Raw genomic sequence first — 13197 nt, 5'->3', positions numbered from 1 at the left:
GCCGCGGAGACGCACGCCGGCTCAGCCGCCGAGACGCGCCGGCTCAGCCGGCGAGGCGGGCGACAAGGGCCGTCGCGATGGCCGCGAGTCCCTCGCCGCGGCCGGTGAGACCCAGGCCGTCCGTCGTCGTCGCGGAGACGCTGACCACCGCGCCACCGAGCGCGGTGGCCATGGCCGCCGCGGCCTCGTCGCGGCGCTTGGCCATCCGCGGCCGGTTGCCGACGACCTGGACCGCGACGTTGCCGATCGTCCAGCCGTCCTCGGCGAGGAGCCGGGCCGTCTCGCCGAGCAGCGCCGCGCCGGACGCGCCGGACCACTCGGGACGATCGGTGCCGAAGACCTTGCCAAGATCGCCGAGCCCGGACGCGATCAGCAGCGCGTCACAGGCCGCGTGCGCGGCCACGTCACCGTCAGAATGACCGGCCAGACCGGTCTCGCCGTCCCACTGCAGGCAGGCGACCCAGCACGGCCGGCCCTGTTCGAACGGATGGACGTCGACACCGACCCCCACCCGGGGCAGCGCGATCGCGGCGGCCGTCGCCGGCGTCACACCGGCGGCCATCAGGACCGTCCCGACTCGGCCAGCGGGCGGCGGGCCAGCAGAGCCTCGGCGAAGACGAGGTCGATCGGCCGGGTGACCTTGAACGCCTCCTCGGCGCCGGGGATGGTCGTCACCGGCACCCCCAGCCGCTCCACCAGGCCCGCGTCGTCGGTCACCGCCGGGCCGTCGTCGGAGTTGGCGTAGGCGGCCTCCAGCACCTCACGACGGAAGCCCTGCGGAGTCTGCACCGCGCGCAGGCCATCCCGCGTCGGCGTGCGCAGCACCCGGCCCTGGGCGTCGACCTCCTTGACGGTGTCGGCGACCGGCAGCACCGGGATGACCGCTGGCTGGCCGCCGAGCACCGCCGCGGCGACCGCGTCGACCAGCGACGGAGGGGTCAACGGACGTGCCGCGTCATGCACCAGCACGACCCGGATGTCGTCGTCGAGGGCCCGCAGCGCGCCGCGCACCGAATCGACCCGCTCGGCGCCGCCGGCCAGCACCCGGACGTCCGGGCCCAGCAGCCGGCTGACCACCTCGACCAGGGTCGGCGGAGCGGCGACGACGATCTGCGACACCAGGTCGGCCGCGGCCAGCGCCTGCACGGCGTGCACGAGCATGGGCCGGCCACCCAGCGGCCGCAGCGCCTTCGGCACGCCGCCGCCCAGTCGTTCCCCACGCCCCGCGGCCGGGACCACGACAGCGACCCGCGCCTCCGGCCCGGTCACCGCTGTCCTCGCTCGATCTCAGACCTCACCAGCATCCAGTCCACCAGACAGACCGCCGGCCGCCCCGAACCGGACGACCCGATAAACGTGAGCCGAACCTACCGGCCACCCCCGCCCGCCACAAACGCCGAACCCCCCAGCTCATTGCCACCCGCCACGCCACCCGCCACCAGCGGCTTCGCCCGGGCCACCACCGGCGGGACGCCAGCCCACCCCAGGACCGAAATCCGCCCACAAACAGCAACGAGCCACGGAAGCCGCCGACCAATCCAGCCGACAGCCGGACGACCCAACAGAACCGGAATCGGCGCCGATCGCGTGATCACCGCGTTGTCACCGAAGGCTTGATCGCCGGTTATGCCCTCCCGCGGTCGCTAACCGGCCGGGTTGACGACCGCAGGAGGGCCGAAACCACGATCAGGTGCGCGGGCCCGGCCATAGCGCACGCCTGTGGCGCGGGATGCGCCACCGCGCGGAGGCCGAGGGTCGTCGAAGTCGGGCCCTCGGAGCTTCCGAGAAGCCGACCTCGCCGAAGGCGCCCGAAACGACACGCGGGTCACCTACCGTCGGCCATGCCGGCGGAAGGTGACCCGCGTCCCACTATTCACGCCCGAGCGGTCGAGCGAAGCCCGACATCTGGAGGTCCGAGAGTCATCCCCCCGGGGCAGACATCAGCTGATCGACGAACCGGGAACCCGCCCGAAGGGCAGCGAGCACGGTTCATCCGTCAACCAGCAAGCACCTCGTCGAGCATCGCCTCGGCCTTGTCCTCGTTGGTGCCCTCGGCGAGGGCCAGTTCGCTGACGAGAATCTGGCGGGCCTTGCTCAGCATCCGCTTCTCGCCGGCGGACAGCCCGCGCTCGCGGTCCCGCCGCCACAGGTCGCGGACGACCTCGGCGACCTTGTTGACATCGCCGGAGGCCAGCTTCTCGAGGTTGGCCTTGTACCGACGCGACCAGTTGGTCGGCTCCTCGGTGTGCGGCGCGCGCAGCACCTCGAAGACGCGCTCGAGCCCATCCTGGCCGACGACATCGCGTACGCCGACCATGCCGATGTTGTCGGCCGGTACGCGCACGGTCAGGTCGCCCTGAGCCACCTTGAGCACGAGATAGAGTTTCTCTTCACCTTTGATGACGCGCGTTTCAATCGCATCGATGAGAGCAGCCCCGTGATGCGGGTAAACGACGGTCTCGCCGACTTGGAAAGCCATGTGTCACGTGCCCCTTCCGCCTCTACCAGCGTAACACGCACGCATCGCTGCAGGTCAGACGCATGCTGGGTCGCGTTGATCCAGTAGCGGCCGCGGGCCGGCGCACCGGAGCGTTCTGACCACTCTCCGCAGACCACGAACACCCCCCGGCGCGGCCTCGCGTCGAGGGGTCTCGGACCACCGGCCGAACTGACCGAACTGTCCGATCTCGGCCCCGACCTGCTGAAACGCGCGCCACACCGGTCGGGACAGCCAACGCCCCGGTCCGCCCTGGCCAGGCGGACCGCCGCTCGGCCGACGCCTACACCGTCGCAGCTGGATCCCCCCACGGCCGCTCGGCACGCCGCGGAGATCTCGAACACGGCGAACACTTCGGCGCGTCACATTCCCGAGACGAGCGCGACGTCGAGCCCAAGCCCCGAACGCGCCGGCAATACGGTTGCGGGGTGTAGCGAGGTGGTTGACAAAACCAGGATTTCTGTGCCGCGCCGACCAACCACTGGTCAGCCAGCATCGCGGGATCCGGTCGCCCGCTCGCTTCTTGATCGGTCGACGTCATCGACCGGTCATGGGAACAGGACGATCCACGGCGGCGGCAATCAGCCTGGAATGAATCCCGCCGGCCCCCCAGACCGAGCCGCTCCAAGCCCGGCAATCGCCCCACCAGGCATGGCTGACGCCGCCGAGCACGCGGGGCAGACGGGCAAGCCCCACCCCGCCGAGCCACACCGGGCTGAGTCCGACCTGGTGGCCCCGGATCCTGGCCGTCCCAACCACCGTGCGTGATTCGCCCGGTCCAGCGCCGTTCCGGGTCCAGCGCCGCTCCCACGGGCCGGAGTCCGCCCAGCGCCAGGGTCCACCCGGCACCAGGGTCCACCCGGCCTGCTCCCCCCTGGCGCTAGGCGGGGCCCCGCTCGCCCGGTCTGCCAGACGGTGACACGGGGGTAGCTGGGAGGCACACCGGGTCAGTTTTGCCCCCCGGCGGGGAGGTTGGGATCACACCGCGCCCGTTGGAAGCGCCAGCGCGAGGCGCGTGCGGATAACAGGTGGCTAGTCTTAGCGCCGAGCAGCCCAAGGCGCCCCCCGCGCGGCCGTGGCACCGGCCCGGAAGGTCCCGCGGCTGCACCACTGGACCAGCGTGGGCGCCCGACCGGGTGCCGGCGCCCGCACGACAGGAGTCACCGAGCCGTGAGCCGCCGTCTGGGGGCGCGCAGCATAGCCTTCCCGCGCCGTCCCGTCGTTTCGCCCGCCCTGCCCACCTCGCCCGCCGTCGCGGCCATGCACGGCCAGACACGGGAGGGGGCCGCGGCCCATCCGTTGCGGCGTGGCGCGGTGATGCTGGCCGCCGCCGCGCTGCTCGGCGCTCCCGCGCTCGCGGCGTGCGCCAGCGGCAACGACGCGATGACGAACCTCGCGCGCACGACGACGAACACCGCCAACGGTGCCGTCGGCACGATCAACCTGCGCAACGTCTACGTGGCCGGCCCGGTCAGCCAGGGCGGCGACGCCCAGGTGATCTCCGCCCTGTTCAACGGCGGAAGCCAGGACGACGCGCTGGTCGCCATCTCGTCGCCGGACGCGACCGGGGGCACCCCGGGCAGCCCGGCGACCCTGGCGCCGGCCGGCGGCCAGATCTACATCGCCAACGGCTCGGCCCCGACGCTGACCGGCCTGAAGAAGAACCTGCCGATCGGCACCGCGACCAAGGTGACCTTCACGTTCGCCAAGGCGGGCGCCGTCACCCTGGACGTGCCGGTCGAGGCACCGCTGCCGGGCGCGTCCGCCGCGCCGTCGGTGACCGCCGCGGCCACCACCGCGGCCGCGACCCCGACGGCAACCGGGACGGCCCTCACGGGCGTGACGCCGACCGCCGGCGCCTCGGCGACGACCGGGCTCGTCCCGACCGTCGCGCCGACGGTCACCGCCACTCCCTGAACCCACGGCACGCCGTGAGCGGCCCAGCCGGCTGAACAGGCCGGGCCGCTCACCGCTCCGGCCGGCTCAGCGCCGGCGGGGCTGGCGGGCCACCGTCGATAGTTCGTCGACCGAACGCGCCGGACGGCGCACGACTCAGACCGGCCCGGTATCGGCCAGACCTGGCGGCGTGCCAGCCATCTGAGCGGGCCGAGCGGCTTGTGGCATCGGCCGAGCCCGCGCCGGCCAGACATGTCGGACCCGACGGCTACGGTCAGCGGCATGGCGGTTGTGGGTTCCAGCGGCAATGCGTCGGCCAGCGGCAGTGGGTCGGCGAGCAGGCGGGCGGCCGGCGGCGCGTCCGGCCGGTCGCGGGCCGACGGCGGCTTCCGCTGCAGCGAGTGCGGGGCCGAGTCGATCCGGTGGGCCGGGCGATGCCCGCGCTGCCAGGCGTGGAGCACGCTCGAGGCGCAGAAGGCCCCGCCGCGCCGGGCCGCCGTCGCGGGTTCTGGCGCGACCGCCCCGGCGACGGTGACGACGCCGGCCAAGCCGGTCACCGAGGTCGACCCGTCGCCCGCCGCCCGCAGATCGACCGGGGTCGACGAGCTCGACCGGGTGCTCGGCGGTGGCGTGGTCCCCGGCGCCGTCATCCTGCTCGCCGGCGAGCCCGGGGTCGGCAAGTCGACGCTGTTGCTGGAGGTCGCGGCGCGCAGTGCCCAGGCCGGCCACCGGGCCCTCGTCGTCACCGGTGAGGAGTCTGTCGCCCAGGTGCGGCTACGGGCCGGGCGCACGGGCACCCTGCACGCCGACCTGTGGCTCGCGGCCGAGACCGACCTCGGCGCGCTGCTCGGTCACGTCGAGGAGGTCCAGCCGACGCTGCTGGTCGTCGACTCGGTGCAGACGATCTCCGCCGCAGGGGTGGACGGTGTCGCCGGAGGCGTCACGCAGGTCCGCGAGGTCGCGGCGGCGCTGATCCGCGCGGCCAAGGCACTGGGCCTGGCGACGATCCTGGTCGGGCACGTGACGAAGGACGGCTCGGTGGCCGGGCCGCGGCTGTTGGAGCACCTCGTCGACGTGGTGCTGCATTTCGAGGGTGACCAGCAGACCGCCCTTCGGATGATCCGTTCCGTCAAGAACCGGTATGGGCCGACCGACGAGGTCGGCTGCTTCGAGATGAACGAGAACGGGATCTGGGGCATCGCCGATCCGAGCGGGCTGTTCCTGTCCCGGGGCGCGACGGCGAGCGCCGTGCCCGGCGTCTGCGTGACGGTCATGGTGGAGGGACGCAGGCCTCTGGTCGCGGAGGTGCAGGCGCTGGTGGCACCGCAGAGCTACGGGCGCGGGGGCGCGGGCGCGCCCGCGCCCCCGCCGCCCAGGCGGGCCGTCTCCGGGCTCGACGGCTCCAGGGTCGCGATGATCACCGCGGTGCTGCAGAAGCGCTCGGGCTTCGGGATGCTCGGCGGCGCGGACATCTTCACCGCGTCGGTCGGAGGGGTGAAGCTGCACGAGCCGGCCGCCGACCTGGCCGTCGCGCTGGCCATGGTGAGCTCCGCCCAGGACCGAGGCGTCCCGTCGGACCTCATCGCCCTCGGCGAGGTCGGGCTGACCGGCGAGATCCGCTCGGTCAGCGGCATCGAGCGCCGCCTCGCCGCCGCCGCGCGTCTCGGGTTCCGCCGCGCGCTCGTCCCTCGCCTGTCCGGGCTGGTCCCGGAGGGCATGACTGTCACCGAGGCGACAGATCTCAATGCCGCGATCGCGAACATGTACGACGGATAGCGAGAAGGACGGGGCAACAACCCCGCTCGCCGTACTTCTAGTGGGCTTCCCGTTACCCGTCCGCCCCCGCCCGTGATGAACAGGCCTGGAAATCCTCGAGCGACGAGCTCCGTACAGCCTGTAGGTCACCACAAACAGCGCATTCAGCCCGATGTTCAGCGGCCCGCCGGAGTACCCGAGTCGGAGGCCGTCCGTAGTGGTACCGAGCGCCTGGATACGATTACCACCGCGGCAGGAGATCACCCTTCGGTCGACGAGACAAAGTGGGTCGTCCCGAGGGTCTCGGTAGGGAGTAGAGGAACCTGATGGCAGGACCACCCGGGGATGAGGCCTTCCGGACCACGCTCGCCGCGGTGGCGCCGGGAACCCCCTTTCGGGACGGCCTCGAGCGCATCCTCCGCGGCCACACCGGCGCGCTGATCGTCCTCGGCCACGACAAGGTCGTGGAGGGGGTCTGCACCGGCGGCTTCCAGCTGGACGTCGAGTTCTCCGCGACCCGCCTGCGCGAACTGGCCAAGATGGACGGCGCCATCGTCGTCTCCACCGACCTGAACCGGATCGTGCGGGCCGCGGTCCACCTGGTGCCCGACCCGACGATCCCGACCGAGGAGTCCGGCACCCGCCATCGCACCGCCGAACGGGTGGCCCGCCAGACCGCCCTGCCGGTGATCTCGGTGAGCCAGTCGATGCGGATCATCGCGCTGTACGTCGGCGGCCGCCGCTACGTGCTGGATGACTCGGCCGCGATCCTCTCCCGGGCGAACCAGGCGCTGGCGACCCTGGAGCGCTACAAGCAGCGCCTCGACGAGGTCGCGGGCACGCTGTCCGCGCTGGAGATCGAGGACCTGGTCACCGTCCGGGACGCGATCTCGGTGCTGCAGCGCCTCGAGATGGTCCGCCGGATCGCGGACGAGATCGAGGGCTACGTCGTCGAGCTCGGCACCGACGGCCGGCTGCTGTCGCTCCAGCTCGAGGAGCTGATGGCCGGCGTCGAGACCGAGCGTGAGCTGACGGTGCGCGACTACCAGCCCGTCGGCGCGAAGGTCGGCTCCCCGGCCGAGGTGCTCACCGACCTGGCCGCGATGTCCGCCACCGATCTGCTGGACCTGACGGCGCTGGCCCGCGCGCTCGGCTTCGGCTCGGGCGCGGATGCCCTGGACCGCCAGATCAGCCCCCGGGGCTACCGGATGCTCGCCAAGATCCCCCGCCTGCCCCGGCTGATCGTCGACCGCCTGGTCGACCACTTCACCACGCTGCAGAAGCTGCTAGCCGCCGGTGTCGACGACCTCCAGGCTGTCGAGGGCGTGGGCGAGACCCGCGCCAAGGCCGTCCGCGAAGGCCTGTCCCGCCTGGCCGAATCCTCCATCCTGGAGCGCTACGCCTAGCACCCCCGAGCCGCGGCCAACACCGGAACCGCACCACGCCGTGGCCCGCCGGAGAGCCCATTCTTGATCGCCGTTTCGGCCCTCCATGGGTCGTAAAGACGCCTCGATCGCAACCACCCGAGGGCTCAAACGGCGATCAAGAAGCGGCAGGCGACGTCCGATGGCGGAATGTTCGCGAGTTCTATATTCGGATTGCCATGATTTGGCTTGTTTGTCCGTATCTATCTATCGGCGACGGGTCGGGTTGACCACCTCAGCCGGATCGGTCGACGGACTAGTCAACCGCCCGCCGGCCGAGCCAAGGGCCTGCCGGCCGGCCCAGGGCGTACTGGCACGATGGCAAACGATGAACGGTAACCAGGACGGACGCACCGACGCCGCCGTCGCTCACCTGCCAGCCGCCGGCCTCGTCGGGGATGCCGCCGGTACCTTCGGCGGCGCTCACAAGACCGAGGACGGCGAGCGACCGTTCGCCGAGCCGGTGCTGGAGTGGTTTGGCCTGGTCGCGCGGGAGCTCCCCTGGCGGCGGCCCGAGGCCGGGCCGTGGGCGGTGCTGGTCAGCGAGGTCATGCTGCAGCAGACGCCGGTCAACCGGGTGCTGCCGGTCTACGAGGCCTGGCTCGCCAGATGGCCCGATCCGGCCGCCCTCGCCGCCGAGCCCTCGGGTGAGGCGGTGCGGATGTGGGGCAGGCTCGGCTACCCGCGTCGGGCCCTGCGCCTGCACCAGGCGGCCACCGCGATCGTCGAACGGCATGGCGGCGCGGTCCCGGACAACCTGGATGATCTGCTCGCCCTGCCAGGCATCGGCACCTACACCGCGCGGGCGGTGACAGCGTTCGCCTTCCGACAGCGGCAGCCGGTGATCGACGTGAACGTCCGCCGTCTGGTCGCTCGGGCCATCGAGGGCCGGGCCGAAGGACCAGTTGCCGTGAGCCGGAAGGATCTCGCCCTCGTCGAGGATCTGCTGCCGGCCGACGCGGAGACGGCGGCCCGGGCCAGCGCCGCGTTCATGGAGCTCGGGGCGCTCGTCTGCGTCGCCCGGGCACCGCGGTGCGCGGGCTGTCCGGTGCGGGAGCGGTGCGCCTGGCTGCTCGCCGGCAGCCCGCCGGCCGACGGCCCGGCCCGCAAGCCGCAGGGCTACGCCGGAACCGACCGCCAGGTCCGCGGCCGTCTGCTCGCGGTGCTGCGCGAGGCGGACGGGCCGGTCCACGCGACGCTGCTCGACGCAGCCTGGGACGAGCCCATCCAGCGCGACCGCGCGTTGCGCGGCCTCTTGGACGACGGTCTCGCCGTCGTCCTCTCGCCGGGCGTCTTCGCGCTTCCCGGCGACGCGCAGGCCGGCTAGCTCTCGACCCAGTCTCGAACCTTCAAGCCGAGCCCGTGATCAGGCCGTGCACGGCGGCGGCGGTCGCCGGATGGGTGGCCAGAAGCGCCGCGACGGTGTTCGTGCTCCGGCCGGCTCGGTCAGACCATTCGACAGGTTGCTCGTGCCTGGTCGCGGTGATCGCCGACCACTCGCCGGTAACTCCCAGCAACGCGGCCACCGCGTCGGTGGCAGCCGGGTATCGGCCGAGCAGGGTCACCACCGTCGGGGCGGTCGGGCGGCGCACGGTGCCAGCGGGCGACGAGCCGACGTTCGAGCTGGCCGCGGCGCTCGTCGGCCCAGCCACCGGCGAGCGCTCCGACCATGGTGGCGTCCAGGCGTCCAGGTCCGGGAGGCCGGAGGGGAAGGTGCGGGCCGCCTCCCGGACGAGCGTCGAGACGTGGTCGGCGGCGTCCTTCCGCAAGGCCGCGATCAGCGTCGGCAGCCACGGAAGCAGCACCGCGTCGGGCAGGCTGGCGAACGCCTTGGAGATCACCTCGACGACGAACGCGGCCAGCCCCGGTACTGGCTCGACCGCCTGCACGAAACCCACGAGATAGCGCGGGAATGTCGGGATGACCAGCGGGTTTGCGATGAGGTCGTCGCAACGAACCCGCAGCTCGTACATGGACAGCTGGCCAAGCCGCGACTGCGCCGCCCAGAGGAGGGCCACCCGGTCCGGAGCCTCAGGATGCGACTGGCGCACGGCCAGGTCCAGCTGGGCGCGGTCGCAGCCGAGTGCCAGGGCGAGGTTCTCCATCGTCAGCAGGAACCCGAGCATCGACGCGACCTGGCGAACACCGACGTCCTCGGCGGCGAATGCCGTCGGCAGCAGGGTGCAGTAGTGGGCGTAGCCGCCCTTGACGAATTCTTCGCACCATCCCGGCAGGCTTGGCCCGTTGACTCGGTAGTAGTCGAGCAGCCGACGGATGCGGCGCAGCACCTCAGGCGCGTCGTCGACGGTCCGTTCGGCGGTGAGCAGCTCGACGGCGCGAGCGCCGAGCTCGTCGGCGAGGCGACGGCCGCCCAGGAACAGGATGGCGTCCTCGACCGCGGCGAGCGCGCGGGACGCCGTTGCGTCCGGAGCCCAGACCGCCTTACGCAGCCGCTGCTCCAGTGCCTGCTCGACGGTGACGGCCTCGTAGCCCAGCTCGATGATCGCTCGCTGGTGGCGGCCGATCGCCAGGTCCCAGCTCTCCTGTGGCGAGGTCTCGCCGAGCCGCCGGACACCGAGAATCGGCCGGATGGCCCCGTCGGGCAGCAGGTAACGCAGCATCCACAGCAGCCGCGAGCAGGCGGCCAGCTCTGGGCGCGCCGTCAGGTCGAGCAGTGCGCGTTGGACGGTGCGTTTCTCAAGGTCGAGGCCCAGCGGAGCTAGCCGGTCCAGAACGTCGCGAGCCAGCGGAGGCAGGGCGTCGTAGCCGACCTGACCGACGCGGTCGCCACCGAGCAGGATCTCGCACAGCCGGCGCACGTCCCGGCGGCCAGGAACGACGTCCTTCTCGATGCAGGTGACGGCCGCGTCCTGGAAGTCGTACGGCGTGGGCCGGGCCCTGTTGCGCAGCCCGGCGAGCAGGATCGACGTCTCGAATACGGCGATCGCGTCGGCGGTGCTGGCGAGATAGCCACCGCGCCGCGCGAGCCGGACGATGTCGACACTCCAGCCGAGCAACTCCGCCTCGTCGAGCGCGTCCAGCGCTGGCGGCCGTTCGAGGAAACCGGCTAGCCGGTCGATGTAGACCTCGGTCGGCCCGCTGCCGAGACCTGCCTGGCCAGCGTCCGCCTCGCCGCCCCTGGGCGCGCCGGTGGCCGGCCCGCCGAGCAAGGCCGCGCGGGACCCGTCTTTGCCAGTGGAACCTGCCTTCGCCGAACGGGGGGCACGGGCCGACGGCCGCTTGCCCGGCCCGGCTTCGCCCGGCTTACCAGCGAGCCGAAACGGCGTGGCTCCCGAACGCTGGAGCGCCTTCGCCCAAGTCGCCTGCGCGATCGAGACCGATCCTCCGGCCAGCCCGAACTGCGCTTCGATCGCCGAATGGCTCGACGGAATCAAGCCGTACAGCCAGGAGGTGGCCGTCACCGGCCGAATCCTGTAGCCAGCGGGCTCGGCCAGCCCAGTCTCCCGGGCAGGATTCGCCAGCACCGATGGCTCCGGAAATGGTGCCGGTTCGGCCGCGTGCAGCGTGCCGAACTCGGGCACACGGCTGACGGCATGGAACGCACCGCAGACGTACAGACAATCTGACCGGTCGACGCCAGAGTTGGCCAGATGCTCACGGATACGAGTCCACATGTGGCGCTCGCGTTCCTCGTCCCGGGCCAGCCGGTCGTCGGGACCGCCCGGGCGCAGGCGGCGGAACAGACTCCCGATCAGCGCCATCGCCTGCCGGTAGACGCCATAGTCGGCGTCGAGAAGCGGCTGTTCGGCGTACTGGTCCCACCACTCGGACCAGTGCCGCACCCGCCCATGCGCGAGCAGGAACGCCTCCAGCTCGGCGAACCGGGGCCGCAGGTCACCGATCTCGATACCGACGGCGTCGCCGTGCAGGGCCGCCTCCTCGGCCCGGTCGGGGTCGACGGGCCGGCCCTCGGCATCGTCCGGACCTGCCGGCGCCGTCGCCCCGTCAGACTGGGCTTCCCACTGGAAGACGTGGTCGGCCGACCAGTCGACCAGGACCAGCTCGACTCCCGGGGTGTCCAGGGCGTACGCGATCGCCTGGTACTCGGCCGACGCCTCGGTGAGCGGCGCGACGACGCTGAGCGGACCCCAACCGGTCGGGAACCCGGCCAGCTCGTGCGCGAAGGCCTGCACCGCGACGGGGAGCCGGCAGTTGCGCAGCTCGCCGAGCAACGGCCGCAGATCCTCACACAGTTCCAGGTAGATGACCCGCGGCCGCTTCTCCCGCAGCCGCCGGCTCATCGCCAGCGCTGATGCTGGCGAGTGGTGGCAGACCGGGAAGATCTCCAACGGCTCCCGCAACATCCAGGAGACGTCGTCGACGAGCCCGGTCGTGATCTCGGCCAGCGCGGCCGAGTCCGCCGCGAAGGCGCCGGCCGCTTCGACCAGTCGCGCTCTGAGCTGCTCGAACGACGCGACGTCGGCCGGCTCCGCCAGCTCGGGCGACACCGTCACGAGAGGGTGGCAATCGCCTGGCGGCCACCTTCGAGGAAGTCCGGCCACAGCCCGCCGTCGGACTTGCTGCGCGGCTCTACGACGCCGTGCCAGTACTTGTTGAGAATTGCCAGATCCTCCGGACTGCGCCGGGCGAGCGAACCGACCAGCGAGCCGGCGAGCGTGCCGGCGGTCAGCGCCCGATCCCCGAAGAACCGGCTGTGCAGGATCGCGTCCTCGAGCACACCGATCTGCTCGGCCGTCGACAGCGCCGACTCAAGCCTCTCGTCGTCGCTGGTCGCGGCCGCGGACGCCGCCCGGAGGTCGGCGAAGCTCTGCAGCAGGATGTCGAGCAGCGTCGGCGGCACGTCCAGGTCGATCTCATGGCGGCGCAGCAGCTCGGCGGTGCGGAACCGAACGATGTCGGCCTCGCTGCGCTTGTTCGTAACGACGGGGATGCGAATGAAGTTGAACCGCCGCTTGAGTGCAGAGGAGAGCTCGTTGACGCCCCGGTCCCGGCTGTTCGCGGTCGCGATGATCGAAAAGCCGGGTTTCGCGAACGCGATGCTGTCGGTGTCCAGTTCAGGAATCGACACGTACTTCTCGGAGAGGATCGAGATCAGCGCGTCCTGCACGTCACTCGTCGAGCGGGTCAGCTCCTCGAACCGGCCGATCACGCCACGCTCCATCGCCGTCATGATCGGCGACGGGATCATCGACTCCCTGGACTGCCCCTTGGCGATCACCATCGAGACGTTCCACGAGTACTTGATGTGGTCCTCGGTGGTGCCGGCCGTGCCCTGGACGACCAGCGTCGAGTCCCGGCTGATCGCGGCGGCGAGCAGCTCGGCGAGCCAGCTCTTGCCGGTGCCGGGATCGCCGATCAGCAGCAGGCCGCGGTCAGACGCAAGGGTGACGATCGCTCGCTCGACGAGGCTCGGGTCACCGAACCACTTCTGGTCGACGTCCCGGTCGAGGCCGTCAGCCGGACGCGAGCCGAGCACGAACAGCCGGACCATCCGCGGGCTCAGCCGCCACGAGTACGGCCTCGGCCCGCCGTCGACGGACTCCAGCCAGTCCAGCTCGGCGGCGTACTTGACCTCGGCGGGGGCACGCAGCATCTCGGCGGTCATGCGCGGATCTCCAGTCAGGGTGAGTCAAGGAAGGTCAG

The 13197-nt window shown here is 72.0% G+C and carries 9 protein-coding genes; 4 read left to right on the top strand and 5 right to left on the bottom strand.

Going from position 1 to position 13197, the window contains the following annotated elements:
* Positions 1–43: 43 nt before the first annotated feature.
* From ispF to FRAEUI1C_RS01905, 3 genes are all read right to left on the bottom strand, one after another.
* On the bottom strand, positions 44–562 hold the full coding sequence (ispF, locus tag FRAEUI1C_RS01915; protein ID WP_013421589.1) for a 2-C-methyl-D-erythritol 2,4-cyclodiphosphate synthase: 519 nt from the start codon (positions 560–562) through the stop codon (positions 44–46).
* Positions 562–1269 (bottom strand): 2-C-methyl-D-erythritol 4-phosphate cytidylyltransferase, encoded by a 708-nt coding sequence (gene ispD, locus FRAEUI1C_RS01910; RefSeq protein WP_013421588.1) that lies wholly within the window; start codon positions 1267–1269, stop codon positions 562–564. Before ispD ends, ispF begins: the two co-directional genes overlap by 1 nt.
* 727 nt (positions 1270–1996) lie before the next feature.
* Positions 1997–2479 carry a CarD family transcriptional regulator gene (locus tag FRAEUI1C_RS01905; RefSeq protein WP_007512332.1) on the bottom strand — a complete coding sequence of 161 codons (483 nt, stop codon included), beginning with the start codon at positions 2477–2479 and terminating at the stop codon, positions 1997–1999.
* Positions 2480–3757: 1278 nt separating this feature from the next.
* On the opposite strand from FRAEUI1C_RS01905, the gene FRAEUI1C_RS01900 reads away from it, so the two are divergent.
* From FRAEUI1C_RS01900 to FRAEUI1C_RS01885, 4 genes are all read left to right on the top strand, one after another.
* Positions 3758–4414 carry a copper chaperone PCu(A)C domain-containing protein gene (locus tag FRAEUI1C_RS01900; RefSeq protein ID WP_232425265.1) on the top strand — a complete coding sequence of 219 codons (657 nt, stop codon included), beginning with the start codon at positions 3758–3760 and terminating at the stop codon, positions 4412–4414.
* Between the two features lie 261 nt (positions 4415–4675).
* Positions 4676–6169: a DNA repair protein RadA gene (radA, locus tag FRAEUI1C_RS01895; protein ID WP_041259965.1), complete on the top strand. Its 1494-nt coding sequence runs from the start codon at positions 4676–4678 to the stop codon at positions 6167–6169.
* 305 nt (positions 6170–6474) lie between these two features.
* Positions 6475–7554: a DNA integrity scanning diadenylate cyclase DisA gene (gene disA, locus FRAEUI1C_RS01890; RefSeq protein WP_013421585.1), complete on the top strand. Its 1080-nt coding sequence runs from the start codon at positions 6475–6477 to the stop codon at positions 7552–7554.
* Between the two features lie 346 nt (positions 7555–7900).
* Entirely contained in the window at positions 7901–8899 is a 999-nt protein-coding gene (locus FRAEUI1C_RS01885; protein ID WP_013421584.1) for an HhH-GPD family protein, read from the top strand.
* A 22-nt stretch (positions 8900–8921) separates the two neighbouring features.
* Here the strand turns inward: FRAEUI1C_RS01885 and FRAEUI1C_RS01880 are convergent, their stop codons facing one another.
* Both FRAEUI1C_RS01880 and FRAEUI1C_RS01875 read right to left on the bottom strand, forming a co-directional pair.
* The gene (locus tag FRAEUI1C_RS01880; protein ID WP_013421583.1) at positions 8922–12047 is read right to left on the bottom strand and encodes a DUF5682 family protein; all 3126 of its coding nucleotides are present in this window, start codon (positions 12045–12047) and stop codon (positions 8922–8924) included.
* Entirely contained in the window at positions 12044–13159 is a 1116-nt protein-coding gene (locus tag FRAEUI1C_RS01875) for an ATP-binding protein (protein WP_013421582.1), read from the bottom strand. Before FRAEUI1C_RS01875 ends, FRAEUI1C_RS01880 begins: the two co-directional genes overlap by 4 nt.
* Positions 13160–13197 lie beyond the last annotated feature (38 nt).

Source organism: Pseudofrankia inefficax (genome assembly GCF_000166135.1).
GTDB lineage: Bacteria > Actinomycetota > Actinomycetes > Frankiales > Frankiaceae > Pseudofrankia > Pseudofrankia inefficax.
The sequence above is the reverse complement of the archived record's forward strand: the minus strand, read 5'-3'. Positions and strand labels throughout refer to the sequence as shown.